The sequence below is a fragment of the Candidatus Albibeggiatoa sp. nov. BB20 genome (genome assembly GCA_016744725.1).
In the GTDB taxonomy this organism is placed as follows: Bacteria; Pseudomonadota; Gammaproteobacteria; order Beggiatoales; family Beggiatoaceae; genus Albibeggiatoa.
In genome coordinates this window covers 1-18,785 of record JADGDW010000003.1, presented here as the reverse complement: position 1 = coordinate 18,785, position 18,785 = coordinate 1, and the positions used below count along the sequence as shown (strand labels likewise).

Annotated in this window: 20 protein-coding genes; 9 read left to right on the top strand and 11 right to left on the bottom strand. The window is 35.9% G+C overall.

Features of this window, described 5'->3' with window-relative positions; all coding sequences use genetic code 11:
• Positions 1–36: 36 nt before the first annotated feature.
• Positions 37–822 (bottom strand): peptidylprolyl isomerase, encoded by a 786-nt coding sequence (locus tag ABXH34_RS00625; RefSeq protein WP_353569916.1) that lies wholly within the window; start codon positions 820–822, stop codon positions 37–39.
• 370 nt (positions 823–1,192) lie between these two features.
• On the opposite strand from ABXH34_RS00625, the gene ABXH34_RS00620 reads away from it, so the two are divergent.
• Positions 1,193–1,690: a PH domain-containing protein gene (locus ABXH34_RS00620; RefSeq protein WP_353569915.1), complete on the top strand. Its 498-nt coding sequence runs from the start codon at positions 1,193–1,195 to the stop codon at positions 1,688–1,690.
• A gap of 183 nt (positions 1,691–1,873) precedes the next feature.
• On the opposite strand, the gene ABXH34_RS00615 is transcribed toward ABXH34_RS00620, so the two are convergent.
• The 5 genes from ABXH34_RS00615 to ABXH34_RS00595 all read right to left on the bottom strand — a co-directional run bounded on the left by ABXH34_RS00615 (position 1,874) and on the right by ABXH34_RS00595 (position 6,156).
• A complete protein-coding gene (locus ABXH34_RS00615; RefSeq protein ID WP_353569914.1) occupies positions 1,874–2,113 on the bottom strand; it encodes a hypothetical protein in 240 nt (79 codons plus the stop codon).
• A 147-nt stretch (positions 2,114–2,260) separates the two neighbouring features.
• Entirely contained in the window at positions 2,261–2,725 is a 465-nt protein-coding gene (locus ABXH34_RS00610) for a CdiI-like immunity protein (RefSeq protein WP_353569913.1), read from the bottom strand.
• 156 nt (positions 2,726–2,881) lie between these two features.
• The gene (locus tag ABXH34_RS00605) at positions 2,882–3,346 is read right to left on the bottom strand and encodes a pentapeptide repeat-containing protein (protein ID WP_353569912.1); all 465 of its coding nucleotides are present in this window, start codon (positions 3,344–3,346) and stop codon (positions 2,882–2,884) included.
• Between the two features lie 72 nt (positions 3,347–3,418).
• Positions 3,419–4,501 (bottom strand): response regulator, encoded by a 1,083-nt coding sequence (locus ABXH34_RS00600; RefSeq protein WP_353569911.1) that lies wholly within the window; start codon positions 4,499–4,501, stop codon positions 3,419–3,421.
• Positions 4,502–4,512: 11 nt separating this feature from the next.
• A complete protein-coding gene (locus tag ABXH34_RS00595) occupies positions 4,513–6,156 on the bottom strand; it encodes an ATP-binding protein (protein ID WP_353569910.1) in 1,644 nt (547 codons plus the stop codon).
• 265 nt (positions 6,157–6,421) lie between these two features.
• Between ABXH34_RS00595 and ABXH34_RS00590 the strand changes: the two genes are divergently transcribed.
• The 7 genes from ABXH34_RS00590 to ABXH34_RS00560 all read left to right on the top strand — a co-directional run bounded on the left by ABXH34_RS00590 (position 6,422) and on the right by ABXH34_RS00560 (position 13,286).
• On the top strand, positions 6,422–7,105 hold the full coding sequence (locus ABXH34_RS00590) for a hypothetical protein (protein ID WP_353569909.1): 684 nt from the start codon (positions 6,422–6,424) through the stop codon (positions 7,103–7,105).
• A gap of 58 nt (positions 7,106–7,163) precedes the next feature.
• Entirely contained in the window at positions 7,164–7,463 is a 300-nt protein-coding gene (locus tag ABXH34_RS00585; protein ID WP_353569908.1) for an aquaporin, read from the top strand.
• 168 nt (positions 7,464–7,631) lie between these two features.
• Positions 7,632–7,790, top strand: a complete 159-nt coding sequence (locus ABXH34_RS00580; RefSeq protein WP_353569907.1) for a hypothetical protein — start codon at positions 7,632–7,634, stop codon at positions 7,788–7,790.
• A gap of 325 nt (positions 7,791–8,115) precedes the next feature.
• Positions 8,116–10,557, top strand: a complete 2,442-nt coding sequence (locus ABXH34_RS00575; protein WP_353569906.1) for a sulfatase-like hydrolase/transferase — start codon at positions 8,116–8,118, stop codon at positions 10,555–10,557.
• Positions 10,558–10,913: 356 nt separating this feature from the next.
• The gene (locus ABXH34_RS00570) at positions 10,914–11,726 is read left to right on the top strand and encodes an undecaprenyl-diphosphate phosphatase (RefSeq protein WP_353569905.1); all 813 of its coding nucleotides are present in this window, start codon (positions 10,914–10,916) and stop codon (positions 11,724–11,726) included.
• A complete protein-coding gene (locus tag ABXH34_RS00565) occupies positions 11,713–12,069 on the top strand; it encodes a VanZ family protein (RefSeq protein WP_353569904.1) in 357 nt (118 codons plus the stop codon). The genes ABXH34_RS00570 and ABXH34_RS00565 overlap by 14 nt, the downstream gene beginning before the upstream one ends.
• 251 nt (positions 12,070–12,320) lie before the next feature.
• A complete protein-coding gene (locus tag ABXH34_RS00560) occupies positions 12,321–13,286 on the top strand; it encodes a PstS family phosphate ABC transporter substrate-binding protein (RefSeq protein WP_353569903.1) in 966 nt (321 codons plus the stop codon).
• 297 nt (positions 13,287–13,583) lie between these two features.
• Here the strand turns inward: ABXH34_RS00560 and ABXH34_RS00555 are convergent, their stop codons facing one another.
• Positions 13,584–14,771, bottom strand: a complete 1,188-nt coding sequence (locus ABXH34_RS00555) for a DUF928 domain-containing protein (RefSeq protein WP_353569902.1) — start codon at positions 14,769–14,771, stop codon at positions 13,584–13,586.
• A gap of 173 nt (positions 14,772–14,944) precedes the next feature.
• Between ABXH34_RS00555 and ABXH34_RS00550 the strand changes: the two genes are divergently transcribed.
• Positions 14,945–15,262: a cupin domain-containing protein gene (locus ABXH34_RS00550; protein ID WP_353569901.1), complete on the top strand. Its 318-nt coding sequence runs from the start codon at positions 14,945–14,947 to the stop codon at positions 15,260–15,262.
• Between the two features lie 173 nt (positions 15,263–15,435).
• Here ABXH34_RS00550 and ABXH34_RS00545 read toward each other — a convergent pair whose 3' ends face one another.
• From ABXH34_RS00545 to ABXH34_RS00530, 4 genes are all read right to left on the bottom strand, one after another.
• Positions 15,436–15,873, bottom strand: coding sequence for a DUF29 domain-containing protein (locus tag ABXH34_RS00545; RefSeq protein WP_353569900.1), 438 nt, complete (start codon positions 15,871–15,873; stop codon positions 15,436–15,438).
• A gap of 97 nt (positions 15,874–15,970) precedes the next feature.
• Positions 15,971–16,348, bottom strand: coding sequence for a type II toxin-antitoxin system VapC family toxin (locus ABXH34_RS00540; protein ID WP_353569899.1), 378 nt, complete (start codon positions 16,346–16,348; stop codon positions 15,971–15,973).
• Positions 16,345–16,551, bottom strand: a complete 207-nt coding sequence (locus ABXH34_RS00535; protein WP_353569898.1) for an AbrB/MazE/SpoVT family DNA-binding domain-containing protein — start codon at positions 16,549–16,551, stop codon at positions 16,345–16,347. Before ABXH34_RS00535 ends, ABXH34_RS00540 begins: the two co-directional genes overlap by 4 nt.
• 130 nt (positions 16,552–16,681) lie before the next feature.
• Positions 16,682–18,785: COR domain-containing protein (locus tag ABXH34_RS00530; protein ID WP_353569897.1), on the bottom strand; the 2,104-nt coding region annotated here is incomplete at its 5' end.

Here is an 18,785-nt window from a genome sequence, read left to right as displayed (position 1 = left end):
TGATTATTTGTAAGCGCACGGTTTATTCAAATATATTTATGGGCGTTCAATTTCAGCTTGACTATGTAATTGCATGATATGTTGTTGCCAGCCAGACATTTGTAATATCTTAATTAATCTTGGTTTGGCTTCCTCAAAACTGGGTTTTTGCATTTGGCGTGAATCTTCCAATTTTGCAATATGCCAGCCCATCGGGCTTTGAATAGGCTTTTCAACCAGCTCACCTTTTGTGATACCCATGATTGCTTGTGCATAAGGTGGTAACATCATAGGCAAAGTTAACCAGCCTAAATCACCTCCTTCCTGTTTCGATGGATGTAGTGAGTGTTGTTGTGCTAAAGCACTGAAATCTGCACCTGTATTGATTTGCCCTAATAATTGATTGGCTTCTGCTTCAGTTGCAACCACGATATGACGGGTTTTATATTCAGTTGGAGGTGGCATTTGGGATTGGCGTTCATATTCAGCTTTTAAAACGTCATCCGAAGGCAGATTCGTTTGCATCCAATGTTGCATATAAGCCGCTGATAAGGCAGTACGGCGTACATTATCTATATTTGCTATGACCTCTGGTTTCTTGTCCAAGCCTGCTTTTAAAGCCTGTTGCACTAAAATTTCACGCCCAATCAATTCTTCAATTAACATATTATATTGTGGCGTATTGCTTTGTGGAATCGGTATTTCTAGCCCGAATGTTTGATGAACTTGTGCTGTAAGCAAAGTACTATCTAATGTAACACCATCCACAGTTGCGACAGGTTCTGCAATAACTGAAATCGGCGTTGTCATTGCCAAAACAAGTATCCATGTTTTCAACTTCATACCATTCCTCCTTTGTGGAACTGGATTAAAATTAAAAAATTCTGAATGTTTATAAATAAACGGGATTGCCTACTCATAACAATGTATTATTTTTATTATTCAGAATGGTCGTAGTATAACCTAAATACCTTTAAAGCAAGCGATGTTACCATGTATTTGCCCTTAGTTTATTCAAGCTATCAATCGAATCATCTCATTATTTATTTTTATTGGGTTGGACTCATTTTGTAATTACAAACAAAACTCAAAGCTGATAAATTAAACTTAAGCTATCAATAGTTATTAAACATTTCAACATCCTTAATTTTTTTGCGAAAATATTTTGTTTGCTCTTGTTTCTTGATCGAAGAGAGCCTATGAATAGAGCATCATGTGGTTAACTCATCTTATCGAGGCACAAATGGACGAAAAAACCTTATTCATATCACATCCTGCAATGTTTAAATATAAACCTTTTTCTTTCAGCTTCTGTAAAATTCTCACATTGTCAGGTTTAATATTGCCTTTGGTTATCAAAGATTTTAGCTGGATTATTGGAGGTGCTCTATTTGCTTCAGGTGCGTTGTGTCTATTGTTTTGGTGGCTTAGCACTTTATTCGTTACATTGACGGTTACTGAAAAACGGATTATTTTGCAAAAAGGGTTTTTCTCACGCCATATTAGTGAAGTCTTTCATAACAATATTCGAGATATTAAGATTAAACAGACCTTCATTCAAAGCTTATTTAACGTGGGTACAATGCGGATTGTTAGTGCTTCAAACTCTAGGTTTGAGCTCGAAATTGCAGGGATTAAAGACCCAAGAACGTTAAAAGGTCTTATTAACAAGCATCGTGAGAATATTGTTCTGTGGCACTGGAATAGCTAAGTTAAAAATGTGATGTCTTTGGGTTTTCATTAAAGGCTAGGTCATTCATTTTACAATGTTATTTTCTTCATATATAAAATGAACAGCCTGCCTTTTAGCTCAATGAATCATGGCTTACACAGTTCACCAATGATTGTTTAGTGTAAAACAGCTTAAATGGGTAGAGTAGGGAATCCATGACGACTAGGTGTGATAGCCCGCTTCTAACGCAGTAGCAATATCAGAACGATAGTATTTAAAAACATCATGCTGATAAGGAATCTCATATTCACGGCATAAAGTCATCAAACGTCGAGTTAAATGATAACCAAAAGGACCTGTCATATCCACCATGGAAAAGGTAACACCAAACTCACTAGAATTTTGCCCCGGAGCAGTTGTGCCATTATCAATACTATTTAATAGTGTAAAATACTTGTACATTACTGATTATCCCTTGTAAAGAGCCTCCGTCAGTAGATATGGCCATACAAATTGCAACAACATCAGAGCCAGTGTTAAACTCCTTTACGGCAAACAATATCATTTCGATGGTTTGTTCACCTCCATTTTCAAATTAAGATAGCAGAGTCATTTTTCTTTTCGAGAATAATAAATTAATTTATTATTTTTTAACTTTGAAATAATTCGAAGTCTTTCTGCTGGATCATCAATTCGGTCAAATTCTCTCGCAAAAATTTCTAATTCTCGTTGTATTGGTATCTCATATTTCCACAATGCTGTAGATATAATAGTTTGCAAGAATTCAATATCACTAAAAACAGGGTGATTATTAGAAGCATCTTTTTTTAGTACATCTAATAATATACGTAATTCATTGATAATGTCTTCTTGGTATTTAATACTAAAGAGCTGCTCATAGATATATGGTATAGAATGTTCAATATCGATGAAAACAAACTTTGATTTGAAATTTTCTAGGTTTTTACTATGGACTGAATCATATTTGCAGAGTGCATGATCGTTAAAATCACATAGAAGAGTTAGTAATTCTGTATAAAATAAATTTGATATTTCTTCAAAAATATTTTTCATTAAAGCCCTTTGCTAGATGATTATCAATAGAATATTTTATATTTATTTAGATGTGGAGAATAGAATCTTGCTTGTATATAGTACAAGTTATTGAATAAAAATGATGTGTTATGTGAGTAATTACTTTAAGGATAATAAACAAATTTCTATGGTAATTCATTCAACAAATATCATTCCATGACTCTGAGGGTTAAATTGAGCAGGAAAAATAGTATTACTATTATATTCAGCATCTTTGAATATCGCACCTTCAAAATTTGCATTTTGCATTCGTGTTGTATCACCCAGATTATCTCTACCTAAATCAGCTCTTTCTAGGTTTGCGCCTTTAAAAATTGCACCTTCGAGGTTTGAACCACATAAAATAGAGTTAGATAAATTAGCATGAGTAAAATCTGTATTACATGCCATCATCATATATAAATCGGTATTTGCTAAATTTGCATTGATAAACTTACTATCCATACAAATAAGCCCTTCTGCAACTATATTCGGTAGATTTGCATTTGTCATATCTAAATCACTTAAATCAAAAAAACGTTTTTTATAAGAAAAGAAAATATTCTCATTAACATCTTTTATAGAATACAAAATCTTATGATCTTGAGTTTCTATTTGCATATCTTAGCCTTGAAAATAAAGTCAGACAGAAAGTTTCTATTTTATAATTGTTCTGCTAATTGAAAACGCTTCCTAATTTGAACTTAGTTTTGGCAGAGTAAAATAAAAGCGACTGCCTTCACCTTGCTTACTTTCAACCCCAACTTGACCACCGCATTTAGTAACAATTTTCTGCACAATGGATAAACCTAAACCATGCCCTTCAATATTCGCTTGATTCACCCGAGTGAACGGAATAAACAATTTTTGCTGCTGCTCTAAACTTAAACCACTTCCATTATCCTGAATCCAAAACTGAACAAAATCATTGTCTAACTCAATTGTACCAAGTTCCAAGCGGGCTGGATTAGCTCCATACTTTAAACCATTACTGATGTAATTCGCCCATACCTCTGCAATCCATGGTGCATGACCTAAGGCAACTGGCCATTGTGTGGGCAATATCAATTCCGCTTGCAAATCTGTAATCACTTTAGCCAAACGGGCTTGTACATTCGCTACAATATCTGCCATATCCAGTGCTTGCATTGTGACTTGCTGTTGATTAATACTCGATAAAGACAAGAGTGCATCAGTAATATTGGTAATATTTTCACCTGCACTATAAATTTTTTTCAGAATATCCAGTGAGTCTGTATCCAAACTATCGGATAAATCTTCTATCAATAATTCAGTATAGCCCGTGATTGCATTCACAGGATTCTTAATATCATGGGCAACCGTATGAGCAAATGCTTCTAAATCTTGATTTTTTTGTTGCAATGATTTTTGTAATTCTCTGATTGTTAAATGAGTGGTAATTCGAGCCAGTACCTCATCTTGCTGAATTGGTTTGGTGACATAATCAACCGCTCCAGCCTCAAAGCCTTGTATTTTATCAACGGACTCTGTTTTAGCCGTCATGAAAATAACAGGAATATCACAGGTTTGAGTATTGGCTTTCAGTTCTCGACACACATCAAATCCGCTCATATCAGGCATCATTACATCAAGTAAAATCAAATCAGGAGGTAAACGCTCAATTTGTTCTAGTGCTTTTGTACCATTGTTGGCCACTCTGACTTTGAAGCCACATTGTTTTAGATAATTAAACAGTACCTTCAAATTGGTTGGCACGTCATCTACTAACAGTAAACTGCTGTTTTGAATATCCATTATCACCTCGTTTACCGTGAATAAGGTTCAATAAACGCTTCTAATTGGTCTAGATCAAACTCATCTGCTAATTGTTGTAGCTTTTGGGCAAATGCTTGATATTCTGCTTGGCGCATCAATTGTGCGGCTTGTTCACTAATCGCATCAATTTCACCATTGATAATATTTTGATGTAAGGAGCGGATTGAATCAATTGGAGGTACAGTCATTGTTTGTTGGTTATCTGTTTTCACCAATGACACAGCTTCTTCATATTGCCATTCAAGTTCCAAATGGATACCTAATTTTTTTAATAATTCATCGACTTGAATTGGTTTAATAACAAAATCATCACAACCAGAATTAAAGCAATTGGAGCGATCTTTATCAAATGCACTAGCCGATGCACCAATAATAATAGTCTGTTCTAAAGCTGAGATTTTACGAATTTCGCGCATGGCTTCAAGCCCATCCATCACAGGCATAAGTAAATCCATAATAATCACATCAGGTAAAAAACGTTGTGCAAGATTAATGCTTTGTAGTCCATTTTCACATTCTTGTATTTCAAACCCCAAAGGCTTCAATAAGCTTACTAAAACCATCCGATTAGATACTTTATCATCAACAATGAGAACTTTACGTGGCGAACCTTTAAAACCAATGACTTGCTGTTTTTGAATGTGTTCAGATTGCCAATCTATGGCTTCTGGCAATGACACACTAAATTCAAAGCAACTCCCCTCGCCAAGTGTACTATTCACCTTAATCTTGCCCCCCATCATTTTGACAAAACGTTGACTAATCGGAAGTCCTAAACCTGTGCCTTCGGTAAAAGTATTATGTCCTGCCTGTTTAAATGGCTCAAAAATAGTGTCGATAGATTCAGCTGCAATACCAAGACCAGAGTCTTGTATTTGGAAATGAATCTCATGATTCTGACAACTCACATTAAACTGAACCTGTCCTTGTTTGGTAAATTTAACGGCATTGCCTAATAAATTGACTAATACTTGGCGTAAACGTACTTCATCACCATTCACAGCATCAGGTAAATCAGAGCTAAACTCATAATTAAATTTGATTTCTTGTTGAGCGTGGATTTGTGTCATACCGACAATACCATCGAGAAAGGTCTTGAATTGAAACGTCTCAGTATGTAGCTCCATTTTATTTGCTTCGATTTTAGATAAATCTAAAACGTCATTAATCAGTGTGAGTAAATGCTCCCCTGATTGTTGCATAGTACAAATAGCATTTTGTTGCTGATGTGTTAGGGTTTTATCACGTCGAAGAATTTGTGCATAACCTAAAATCCCATTAAGTGGTGTTCTGAGTTCATGGCTCATACTGGCTAAGAATTCACTTTTTGCATGATTGGCTACTTCTGCTCGCTGCTTAGCCGCATATAATTGAGACTCAATCCACTGACGATACTTTAATTCTTGTCCTAACTCACACCAACGTCGCCAAGAAAATATAGCCAAGCTAAAAGCGATAATAATCAATACCATCACAATCTCATCTAATTCCCAATTATCATGCGCCCGTGAAAATTCAAAAAACAGCTCGAATGCATCTATTAAACTGGCTAAAAAAAATATCAATACTGAAATCATTGTAATGATAATCAAATCTTTATAAGAATTTTTCTGTGGCGGTATTGGCTGTACCATAAATATTTCCTATAGATACAAAAATAATTTAAATTGTAACTTGTTGCTATTGAACAAGATAGCATTAAAAACAATTTGTTACTGGATATATTTGTAATATAGAAGCAGAAAACTATAACAAATAGGAAACAAGTTGAATTTATTTAAAAATGCTATATTTAGTTGACAAACTGCAACCCGCACGAAATATCTAGTCGTTAACATTGCCGTGGTTTGAACGATTAGCATAGAATAATGGCGTAAAAATTAAATAAGGATGGATCAGATGTTTATGCCATATCGTATGTTAGTGAGTCTATTTATTTTATTCTCGATGCAACTCTCGGCATCACCCTTGACCACGCAATTAATAGATATTCCAAATATGCGCCAAAGTGAATGTTTAAAACAAGGTCAGGCTGCGTTACAAGCTTTGCAGTTTCTGGATATTAAAACGGTGGACAATACCACTGTCTTTGCTCAAGACCCACCGTATTATGCTGCGATTTTATGTCATGCGGAAAAAGAAACGGTCTATGTCACGGTTTCAGGTAAGCAAACGGCAAAAAACAGACAATTTATGCAGCAAATCAACAATCATTTTAGCCAGATTGTGACTCAAAGTAATTTATGCTCGCTCACGCCTAAAAGTTGGGATGTCTGCGATGACAAAACGGTTAAATTACGGGGTTATATTCCTGCACCGCATCAAATTTTACCTGCGCCAATGCTCAATTTCCCCTTGATGCCTAATATGCAACAAACAGATGCTCCTCAAGCTTCGATTCAAAGTTATATGAATGTTGGGGAACAGCAAGTAATTTTACTTAGCTCACAGACGATCCCTTGTTTAACAGGTTTGGAAGTTATTGGTCGTTTAGACTCTGTTGCTTTAGGCGGTGCAGCGCGTACTCCCAATAGTTATAAAGGTTGGTCTCTATATGTTGATAGCATCAAATGTTTGCAATAATCTTTTTCAACTAAACTGTTAAAAACAGGTCTTACAAACAATTTACTCCTTATGTCCAATGGGTTGCAGAATTTTTCGGCTCTACATTTTTAGTATTGGCTGCAATTGCCCCGTGATTTTATTTCACCATATTATTGAGGCGGACATTGTAATGGCGGATGCGCTAGCCGTTGGGTTTGTTTTATTTGCTTTAATCGAAATGCTTGCGCCTATGAGCGGTGCGCATTTTAATCCTGCTGTGAGTCTGTGTATGTTTGTATTGCAATGTTTATCCGCCCGAAATTCATTGATTTATTTGAGTGCTCAATTCAGTGGTGTTTTGATCGGAATGTTGGGTGCTCATTATAATGTTTTATGATAGATTGCCTACTTTGTTATAAATCTTGGCTGTTAATCATAGTGGAGTGGCTTATTTTGCTGAAATATCTGGTATTCTTATATTGTTTTAGCTATTTTATTATTAGTCAAACAGGGTTCGCAGCGCATCAGTTTAGTGGTTGGATTATTGGTTGTAGGCGAGCTACTCATGACATCCAGTACTATGTTTACTAATCTTCAAGTTACTGTTGCACGTATGTTTACTTATTCTGCTGCGGGTATTCAACCTAATAGATGGCAGCGTTTTTATTGTTATGCAGTTGATTGGAATGGGTTTAGCTATTTTGGTTTGGAAAGTTATTTATAAATAATATTCGTTACATAATACGCAAAATACGACAGCAGAGTGATAAAAAATAATTGAACTATATAATAATTTCTTAAAACACAATCCTTTAAGGTTGCTTAATCAATATTACGTTGATTGTGACTTGTGCATTTCTTTATTTTGAATACAATAGAGGGGTGCAAGTATCCACTGTATAACAATGTAGTCCACTTATCAGCCATTGGTAGTGAATTGCAATAAACAATTGAAATTAAATAATTTTGAGTTCATTAATGGTTGGTGTTACAGGTCAAGTAATATTAGCTCGCACTCAAAATTAACCAAACCCTGGAGGCTATTATAGATGAAGCATAAACATCTTAAATCGCTGGCATTATGTGCTGGTTTTGTTCCCGTTTTGGCATCTGCCCAAGCGACAATTCAGGTTGAAACTCAACCTACTCATAAATTTGATGATGCACTTCATATTGATTTGCATGTGACTCCATCAGATAATACAGATGGACAACCTGCTGACTTATGGGTATATCTCACCACTGAAGCAGGTGACAATATTTATGTTACGCCAACGGGTTCGTGTACAGATGCAAGCACAGATTGTACTGTAGGCCCTTTCACAGCAGGTGAAAATATTGCTGAAGGCACAATTGATATTGATGAAACATTAGCGCCGGGAAATGCAGGCATTCCATTAGGTGAAGGTGTTGCAGGTAAATACTCAGTTCATGCTGTTTTTACTGCTCCAGGTACTACGCCTAGCGACAACAATTTATTATCTACTGTTGGCTCTGCGTTTACTGATGTGACTGCAGAGAAAACTGACCAACCTAACCTTGTTATCTTTTTAGCTGATGACTTAGGTTACAATGATATTGCACCATTTGGCGGCGAAATGACTACGCCTACTCTAGATACAATGGCAGCAGAAGGCACATTATTAACTAATTTCCATAGTCATGCTTCTTGTTCTCCAACTCGTTCTATTACCTTAAGTGGTGTTGATAATCACCGTAATGGTTTAGGCACGATGGATGGTAAATTATTACCTCAAACAATCAAAAATGCTACAAATCAATATGGTTTCACAGAAGCAGTACCTGAAGATATTGAAATCATTGATAATACAATAAATGCAGATGGTGAAGCCAATAATCCTAAATTCACTGAAACCAAAAACATTGGTCGTGATGGCTATGAAGGCCACTTAAACCAACGTGTTGTCACTATTGCAACTGTATTAAGAGATGCAGGTTACCATACTTATATGATTGGTAAATGGCATTTAGGTGAAAATAAAGGCTTCCGTCCTTATTACCGTGGTTTTGAAAAAACCTTTGCATTGTTAGAAGGCGCAGGCAGTAACTTTGACCATATCGGTTTTAGCCCAAACTTCCCTTATACTCATTATACTCAACAAGGTGAGCTTGCTGAATTACCATCAAAAGAAGAAGTTGCAGTCACTCGTGCGGCTGCTGATGCTTTAGTTGGTTACGCAGACAAGTACCAAGTTTCTGAAGTATTCTATTCAACGCGTGACTATACTGACTTCATGATTAATAATATTGAAGCAGATCGTCAAGCAGATGCAGAACGTAAACCATTTTTTGCCCATTTTGCTTATCAAGCTCCTCATGCCCCTTTACAAGCTCCTGTTGATTTAACAGAGAAATACTTACCTATTTATCAAGCAGGTTGGGACGTACTTCGTCAACAACGTTTTGATCAAATGGTGGCTGACGGTATTATCCCTGCTGGTTTAGAATTACCTGCAAGATGGAATCATACTAAAAAAGATGCTAATGGAAATGATGTGCTTGTTGTTCCTGCTTGGGATGATTTAAATGCTAATGAACAAGCTGTTTATGCTAAGAAAATGGCTATTTATGCTGGCATGATTGAGTATATGGATTTCAACATACAGCGTTTCATGGACTATTTGAAAAGTACTGGAGAATATGAAAACACTATCTTCTTATTCTTTGGTGATAATGGTGCTGACGATCAAGATCGTGATATGCAGAAACGTTATACAGATTGGTATCCAACTATAGGTATTACTAATTGCCTCCAAGCAGACCTTGATAGTCCTGAAGATATTACCCAAAAAGATTGTTACAAAGGTATGGGTTTACCTAAATCATTATTAACCATGCCTCCAGGTTGGGCACAAGTATCAGCAACACCTCATTTTGCAGCTAAAGCAACAATGGCTGAAGGTGGTTTACGTGCTTCTGCGATTATCATGGGTGCTAATATTCTTAAAAATGTAAAATCCGATGCGTTCATGTCTGCATTAGATGTATTCCCAACATTCTTAGATTATGCACATGTTAAGCATCCAATTAAGAAAAATGTAGCTCCTGGAACACTTGTCGCTTATAAAGATGCTACTCCTAATCCTTCTTTCGCATATAACGCTGAAGGCGAACGTTTCATTTTCCCATTAGATGGTCGTTCATTCCGTGCAGTGTTTAGTGGCGCAGCAGACAAAGCATATGGAGAAAAAGACGGTATTGGCTTTGAATTATACGGCACAATTAACCGTGCTTTATTCATGGGTGATTGGAAAATCTTGAAATTAGGTGATGCACCTTGGGGTCAAGGCGAAGCTCAAGAATGGGCTTTATATAACCTTAAAGATGATCCTAGAGAGTTAAATGACGTTTCTGCGGCAAATCCTGACATTTATGCAGAAATGATTCAAAAATATAATGAATATGCTTCCAATGTTCGTTATACACCTCATTTAGCAACTCAGCAAAACCAACGTAGCCGAGAAGATTAATTTACAGAAATAAGTGAGAATATTTGTGTTTTCACTTACTTGTAAATCAATTTATTGATTCGTTTTAAAAGGGCAGCTTGATTATTCAGGTTGCTCTTTTTTTGTGTTAAAGCTGTATAAAATCTGCTTTGAATACATTGCTCTATTCATATTATGAAACGCTCAACAATTTATCTTACTTTGATAGATGCAAAACCAAACTTCCCATAAATGGCTGATTCTTCTTTTACAAGGGTTTGAGATAAATTTCAAATGAACTCTATATATAACCTTAAATTTTGAAACAAGCGGCTTGTCGTTGCAAAACGTTTCTTATATCCTAATACTCCGCTCACTATTGACCTTAGAGGCTTAGTTTGGATATTTGGCAAATCATTACCTTAGCCCTGCTGCAAGGATTCACTGAATTTTTACCTATTTCAAGTTCTGCCCATTTGATTCTAGTGCCAGAATTTACCTCATGGGAAGATCAAGGTACTGCGTTTGATGTGGCTGTCCATGTTGGAACACTCATTGCCGTCATATTTTATTTTCGCTATGACATAAAACCTTTATTTTTAGCTTGGATAAAATCCCTGCAAACCAAACAGCTCACAGCAGAAAGCCGCTTAGTGTGGGGCGTGATCGTTGGCACAATTCCCGTTGCAATTGCAGGTGTACTTATCTCTGTGACAGGCTGGATTGATTATTTACGCAGTGGACTGCTCATCGCAATGACAACGTTAATCTTTGGTGGATTACTATGGTATGCCGATACTCGAGCATCACGACAACGTAATGAATATCAAATGACGTGGCAAGATATTATATTGATTGGTTGTGCTCAAGCCATTGCTTTGTTACCCGGAACATCACGCTCAGGCATCACCATTACCGCTGCATTATTAGTCGGCTTATCGCGCCAAGCGGCTGCAAGATTCTCATTTTTACTGTCTATTCCCGTTATTATCCTTGCTGGTATCGACGAAACCGCACTGCTTTTGACTCAACATGTTGAAGTTGACTGGACAACCTTAATCTTAGGCATGACCATTTCAGCAATCAGTGCTTATTTATGTATTGAAATATTCATTCGTTTACTTAATCAGATTGGTATGTTGCCATTTGTTATCTATCGTTTGATTCTAGGTGTATTTTTATTAATTTGGTACGGTTATGTCGCATTTTAAACCTTTATGGCTTGCAATTGCTTGGAGTTTAGTGCTGGCTATTTGCATTCTATCTTTAATACCGCCGATTGATACGGTAATTCAAACGGTTTCCCATATCGATAAACTAGAACATTTCACCGCCTATTTTATCATTATGTTCTGGTTTAGTTTGTTGTACCCAACGAAGAAAGGGCGGCTGATTTGTTTGATAGGATTTTTAAGCATGGGAATGGGCTTGGAGTTTTTACAAAGCTTTACCAGTACACGTCATGCAGATGGAATGGATATGATTGCCAACGCATTGGGGGTTTTCATTGCATGGTTCATCAGTCAGCAATATTTTAAACCTACTCCCAAATGACATGGAACTGAGAAAAAACACTTTGTGGATTAGGCAGCATACCAATCCTTAATAAAGATAGGCTGTCTGTTTACAAGGAATTCAAGCTTGAGATATAAAGAAAAATGCCGTTGTTACTCAAGCTTAGTTCTTCTGCAAACTTCCAACAAAAATAGCAATGTAATACTCATGTCACACTATTCTTATACCTTACCAGCAGTTGTGGGTGTTGACAGCCTACACAACCTGAACTAATGGGAGATGATGTCGTAATGAAAAAATTATTTGCTACAGCAAGCTTTATTGCTGCAACAATGTTTACTGCACCTAGCATGGCTGGTGGTGTAGATGCAAGTTTACCAGACTACACTAAAGTCAGCGGTATTTCTGGTAACTTATCAAGCGTTGGTTCTGACACTTTAGCTAACTTGATGACTATGTGGGCTGAAGAGTTTAAAAAACAATATCCTAGCGTCAATATCCAAATTCAAGCAGCGGGCTCTTCAACTTCGCCTCCAGCATTAACTGAAGGTACAAGTAACTTCGGCCCTATGAGCCGAAAAATGAAAGACAAAGAAAAACAATCATTTGAAGAAAAATTCAATTATGGCCCAACTGCAATCCGTGTTGCGATTGACCAAGTGGCTGTTTATGTAAACAAAGACAACCCTATTGAAGGCTTAACTATTGCTCAAGTAGACGCAATTTTTTCTGAAACACGTAAATGTGGTAATAAATCAGACATCTCAACTTGGGGTGATGTTGGCTTAACTGGCGAGTGGGCAAGCAAACCAATTCAATTATTCGGTCGTAACTCAGTATCTGGTACTTATGGTTATTTCAAGAAACACGCTTTATGTAAAGGTGATTACAAAGAAACGGTAAACGAGCAACCGGGTTCTGCGTCTGTTGTTCAATCAATCAGCTCTTCTTTAAACGGTGTTGGTTATTCTGGTATCGGTTACAAAACGTCTAGTGTTAAGCCAGTTGCTTTAGCTAAAAAAGCAGGTATGCCTTTCATTCCAGCCACTGAAGAAATGGCTATCAGTGGCAAATTCCCATTATCACGTTTCTTATACGTCTACGTAAACAAGAAACCAAATGAGCCATTACCTCCTTTAGAAAAAGAATTTGTAAGATTAGTTTTATCTAAATTGGGTCAAGAAATCGTTGTAAAAGACGGTTATGTTCCTTTACCAGCTAAAGTTGTTGAAGCTGAATTAGCTAAACTTGACTAATATATTCGTTGTTCCTTAATAGTAACCTGTCTTTTGCCCCTTTATGGGGCTTTTTTTTGCGTTGAATTTATTGGTTAATATTGATTGCAATTTGACTTGTAGATGTTTGTAATCACTTATTGCAAACCTGTTTATAAATTAGGTGGTAATAATAAACGAGGATAAGTAGTTTTTTATGACGCGGAACGTCTGGGCTGCATTCCAACGGAGACCGTTGGAACAAGATTTAATTATCAAATATTTACTATATTCAGACAAGTATTTCCATTGGTGCGATAACGAGATAAAAAATGAGTCTTAATTCTTTCTCTTATCATCAAAATCAGCCACTTTTGACATTTTTACTTGACGCATCAATGCAGAACGTTGGCCGCGTAAGGTTGTTTGGTTAGGTGTTTCCGCAATCGCCTGATTTAACAAAGCCAAACCGTCATACCAGATACCATTTTTTAAATAGGTTAAATAGGCATCATTATCACTGGTTTGCAATTGGCGAGCTAAATCACCATCAGGTTTAATATATTTGATTGTTCCACTGGCAATTAAATCGCCTGTACGTTCCATTGGGTCAGGCACAATGGCAACAAACCATTCATATTCCACTCCCTCTTCCAAACTTAAATCAAAATCGGCTAAATCCACAGAGTGAAAACCTTGTTCACGGGCTTCTTTACCTTCTGGCAAGCCTAAAGTGAGTTCTAAAACAGGATCAGACGCATGAATTTTATTAATTGCGAACTCTATTTCTCCATTCCAACCCGAAGATAAATACCAATAAATGGAGGGTTTAGGCGTTGTAGTTAAGCCAGTCTGCGGTGGCACAATCGGTGCAATTAATTTAGGAAATGGTAAATATCCTCCTAAATCAACTGCATGATCGTCATGGGCTTTATCTTCTTTGCTGGGTGTGGCTAATAATTTTTGTCCAATATCACGAGTCATACCTTTGGAAACACTACGCGCAACGCTTCGGGACATGCCTTTAATTGCTGCGAAGTTTGTATCTGTTTTTGGCGTTGATAAGCTGTTGATATTTCCACGCGAAACACCTCTTGAAACCCCGCGAGACACGCCACGCGAAACACCCCTTGAGACCCCGCGAGACACGCCACGCGAAACACCTCTTGAGACCCCGCGAGATACGCCACGCGAAACACCTCTTGAGACCCCGCGAGATACGCCACGCGAAACACCCCTTGAGACCCCACGAGATACGCCACGCGAAACACCTCTTGAGACCCCGCGAGACACGCCACGCGAAACACCTCTTGAGACCCCACGAGATACGCCACGCGAAACACCCCTTGAGACCCCTCCTCCTTCAGCCTCATCAGCAAAACCAGCTTCACGTCGTCGAGTTGGCGCTTTTTGGTCTAAGGGCTGATAAAACGGTGTCATTTGCGCATTATCATCATTGGCAATAGACATTGTTGAGAAGCTGCAAAAGCTTACAGCTAATAGCACAACGTAGATAATTTTTGACATATTGCTACCTTTTTGGTGTTAATATTTTTTACATGCAAACTGAGTGGATTATAAAGCGGTATCTTGGTGATTGACAATTAAAAAGTCACTGTTTTTAAGATGCTAAAAAATGACTTAAGTCAATAATTTCTACAATACAGCAATTTTTTTATTTCCATCAAAAAGTAAAAACCATGCTAAATAACATCTTTGATAATATTCCTAATTCATTAGAAGCAGAAAGTTTTCTTGATTTAATTCAGTGCAAACATGTCAGAATTGAACGTATTATTTCAACTGGACAGATTTCAGCTAAAGGTTTTTGGTATGACCAAGAAGAGAATGAGTTTGTGATTATTTTAGAGGGTCATGCAATTGTAGAGTTTGAGGATTATGAGGTGGAATTAAAGCATGGCGATTTTTTTAATATAAAAGCCCATCAAAAACATCGGGTAAAGTATACTGATATTAACAAGCCAACGATATGGCTGGCGGTATTTTATCAAGATTAACCATCTAGGATCATTCTTTAAAAACCATGGTTTTCAATAATTTCCTATATTATGCTTTGCGGAAAATAAGCTAACGGTGTACCTAGTTTACGTTCATCAATCAACCCAAAACTCAACCAATTTTGCCAAAGGTTTAAACGCTAAAAATATTCATTATGTATTGGTATGATTGTTTAATCAGGATAAAATTCAGAATTTAATATTTCTTCAATATCATACTCGCAGGAACTTGGAAAAATATCCTCATCTAAATTAGTTTCATTTGCTGCCGACAAAATTGCAATTTCATAAGCATCTTGTACTTTTGTATCAAGCTCATGTTTTAAACTGGGACTGTCTTGCAACAATAAAGCGATACGTTTACGTTGTTCTTTGATCGTTCTTTGCCAACTTTTAGAACGGAATGCAGGTTGAAACTGCCACTTTAATAAATGGGCTAAAAGCACCGCTAAACGATTGATTAATTGTCGTTTATCACTACGCGCTATCCCTTCCAACTCCTCAGCAATATGTTCAATATCCAATTCTGAAAACCGCTTTTTTCTTAACAAGTCAGCACTTTCTAATAGCCAACCATAAAAATCTTGTTGATAATCAATGGCTGTTGTCATGAATTTTTACCTAAATAGTTTTTAGTTGAGCAAAGGATTTTGTTTATGCACTTTAATATAGTCATTTTCCCCTATGCCTTGATACAAGCAGATAATTCTACGTTTTTGTATAATACTTTATATTTTCTAATCCTTTAAAATCATTATCTTGAGTCCAAATAATTGCATTGTATTTTTTAGATGTTGCATAGATAATGCTGTCAGCTAAAGGTAGCTTATATTGAACGCCGTAGAAACCTGCATCTATTGAGAGCATATTATCTAAAGGAATAACTTCACCTTGTTGAATATGAGCAATAGCTTGCAATGCTGTATTTTCATCAGTTTGTCGGTAAATTACCTTAAATACTTCTGTCAGTACAACGCTAGGAACAATAAGATTTTCAATATCTTCTATAGGTTCAGCAAATATTCGTGCATTTTTCTCATCTGCAAAATAGGCTAGCCAAGCACATGAATCAACAATATTTTTCATAAGCGATCTGGTTCACGGTCAACAGTCGTATCAATGCCTTTTAAAAAACCTCTCAATGCGTGCATGGGTTTGATAGGTATTAATTCGATTCTGTCTTGATATAAAAGCACTTGTAATTTTTGCCCAGAAGTAAGGTTTAATGATTTTCTTGCTTCTTCTGGGATTTGTATTTGAAATTGAGGTGAAAGTTCAACGGCTTGCATGTTTATACCTTTTTTGAAAAAATGGAGAGATTAATCATCTTTTTTAATATTTTGTTCCATGTTGTTGCCCGTATTGATATTAATTACGTCACCATTTATATGTACGTTATTTAAACTTGGACTATTGACTTCACCCCTCTTTTACAGTTTTAGATGCTAAAGGAATAATTTGTATTTGTTCAAGCTTTTCTTGTTCTGGCTCAACAGTAATTTTGTTATTTGTGTAAATTTCATAGCCTTGTTTTTCAACACGTATTCCAATATCTTCTAATTTACAAGAAAATTTAAGTTTTGTCCTGCCTTCTGAATCTGTGTAATTAATTGGATTTTCTGGTATAGATAAGCTCACTTTTGCATTATCAACAATTATTTTTGAGTAGCGATCTGTCACTTGAACAGAGAGATTACATTCTTTTTCAGAAATACCTATTGTGTACCACTTTTGAATAATAAAATTACCTAGTAAAATAAAAACAGCACTTATAGCTAAAATATATTTTTTCCAATTTCTTGGCATTTTTGAAGAAATATATTCTATTGTTAAGTTGTGGTTTAAACAAAATATTTTCTTTTCATTTGGCATTATTTTTTTACCTTCTATGTTTTTTTCGTTTTTAATTCTCCACCACAGTAACTTTTGAATAGGTATCATAAGACCACTGTTCTGACATTGGGAGTTTGAAATATCATGATTATCTAAAGTTTCCAATCCTGAATAATTATATAAATAAGGTGTTACTTGTTGCTGACATTCCTCACAAGTGCAAGGAATATTAACGGTTACTTGTTCTAAATTAATATCTCTGAAACTAAAAAATATTTTTCTAATAAGGTGTTTTCTATTCTCTGAACTTCCTTTCTCCACACTAACACGTACTTGTTTTGTTTTTTCATCAGCCTCTACTAAAGCCATTGATTCACATTGTTTAATTAAAATACCATAACGCCACCAATCCAGCGCTAAATGTCCAAATTGGGATAGAAATCTCACCATAATAGAGCTATGAATATAGTTGTATTGGTAGATAATATGGGGATGTTGTTGTTTATACTGCCAGACTTCTTTTAAAAGTTTTGGTTTTTGTTCAACTAAGCATTGTGGTGCAATAAATCTATCTTTTTCAGTTGGATGTGCAAAAATAAGCTCAAATCGTTTTAATAAGTCAATAAATCGTAATTTTTCGGATTCGCTAAAATCAGTTAGTTTTCCATCAATAGCAGTTTTGGTAAACTCACCTTTTTTATCAGCAAGTTTCAGTATTTCATACAATTGTTCTACTGCCCAGATTGGGTTTGTGATAATTATCTTTTTAGATTGTTCAATATCACCAAAATAGAAAATAGTGGCTGTATCATGTAAAAAGCAACAAAGTATTTCAGCTTCTTTTTTACTTAAACCTTGTCGTCTGCATAAATTCCAATATTTGTCGTAGTTTATATATTTTTTCTTGTAGTATGTATTTATCAAAGATTCTCGGACTTTATACCAATTATTTGGTATTTCATAGCCAATAAGATTGTATTCCTCTCCTTTTGATTGCTGTATTAATTCTTGAATAGATTTCCTTAAATAATCAATACCTTGGTTTGTTTTTGCACTGACATGACGAAAGTGTTGAATATGAGGATATTCTTGCCTTAAAGAAGATTGGTTGGATAATTCACGTTCGCCTGCTTCATCAATTTTATTTTGAACTACAATGATTGGGCTATGTGAAGCAAAAGATTTGATATTGTCCAGCCAGTAATCAACGGTATGATTTATATCAAATTCATTAAATGGTTGCTGTGGAGTTGTTGTTTCTTCATTTTCAACATCCCAAACTACTAAATACAATGCTCTTTCGGTCAAGAAAAAACGATGTGTTGCATGAAATAAATCTTGTCCACCAAAATCCCATAATTTCACAGTGACTTTGACATCATTTTCTATTGCAAGCTCAAAAGTATCAAACTGAATACCATGAGTGGATTGCTCTTGCTCATTAAAGTCTTGTCCTAATAATCGTCTTCTTATGGATGTTTTACCAGCCCGACTATTGCCAACCAAAATGAGTTTAATTTCATTGTTGCTATAAAAACCATACCTTTGTCCAGCTTCAAAGTATTTGCGAATTGCAGGAATACCTTGCTCTGTAATTTCTAAAGAAGGTCGAATGAGAGGATTAGCGCGTAGGGAAATACGCAAATTATTTGGCAAGTAGCTAAAAGAAACAGGCAAATAAGAAATATTA

Bases quoted from the DNA above. Each gene is read 5' to 3' on its own strand.
- ABXH34_RS00580 (WP_353569907.1), top strand. From the start codon at position 7,632: ATGACATCCAGTACTATGTTTACTAATCTTCAAGTTACTGTTGCACGT.
- ABXH34_RS00550 (WP_353569901.1), top strand. From the start codon at position 14,945: ATGCTAAATAACATCTTTGATAATATTCCTAATTCATTAGAAGCAGAA.
- ABXH34_RS00565 (WP_353569904.1), top strand. From the start codon at position 11,713: ATGTCGCATTTTAAACCTTTATGGCTTGCAATTGCTTGGAGTTTAGTG.
- ABXH34_RS00605 (WP_353569912.1), bottom strand. From the start codon at position 3,346: ATGCAAATAGAAACTCAAGATCATAAGATTTTGTATTCTATAAAAGAT.
- ABXH34_RS00600 (WP_353569911.1), bottom strand. From the start codon at position 4,501: ATGGATATTCAAAACAGCAGTTTACTGTTAGTAGATGACGTGCCAACC.
- ABXH34_RS00545 (WP_353569900.1), bottom strand. From the start codon at position 15,873: ATGACAACAGCCATTGATTATCAACAAGATTTTTATGGTTGGCTATTA.
- ABXH34_RS00615 (WP_353569914.1), bottom strand. From the start codon at position 2,113: ATGTACAAGTATTTTACACTATTAAATAGTATTGATAATGGCACAACT.
- ABXH34_RS00610 (WP_353569913.1), bottom strand. From the start codon at position 2,725: ATGAAAAATATTTTTGAAGAAATATCAAATTTATTTTATACAGAATTA.
- ABXH34_RS00535 (WP_353569898.1), bottom strand. From the start codon at position 16,551: ATGCAAGCCGTTGAACTTTCACCTCAATTTCAAATACAAATCCCAGAA.
- ABXH34_RS00585 (WP_353569908.1), top strand. From the start codon at position 7,164: ATGGGTTGCAGAATTTTTCGGCTCTACATTTTTAGTATTGGCTGCAAT.
- ABXH34_RS00625 (WP_353569916.1), bottom strand. From the start codon at position 822: ATGAAGTTGAAAACATGGATACTTGTTTTGGCAATGACAACGCCGATT.
- ABXH34_RS00620 (WP_353569915.1), top strand. From the start codon at position 1,193: ATGTGGTTAACTCATCTTATCGAGGCACAAATGGACGAAAAAACCTTA.
- ABXH34_RS00540 (WP_353569899.1), bottom strand. From the start codon at position 16,348: ATGAAAAATATTGTTGATTCATGTGCTTGGCTAGCCTATTTTGCAGAT.
- ABXH34_RS00575 (WP_353569906.1), top strand. From the start codon at position 8,116: ATGAAGCATAAACATCTTAAATCGCTGGCATTATGTGCTGGTTTTGTT.
- ABXH34_RS00595 (WP_353569910.1), bottom strand. From the start codon at position 6,156: ATGGTACAGCCAATACCGCCACAGAAAAATTCTTATAAAGATTTGATT.
- ABXH34_RS00555 (WP_353569902.1), bottom strand. From the start codon at position 14,771: ATGTCAAAAATTATCTACGTTGTGCTATTAGCTGTAAGCTTTTGCAGC.
- ABXH34_RS00560 (WP_353569903.1), top strand. From the start codon at position 12,321: ATGAAAAAATTATTTGCTACAGCAAGCTTTATTGCTGCAACAATGTTT.
- ABXH34_RS00590 (WP_353569909.1), top strand. From the start codon at position 6,422: ATGTTTATGCCATATCGTATGTTAGTGAGTCTATTTATTTTATTCTCG.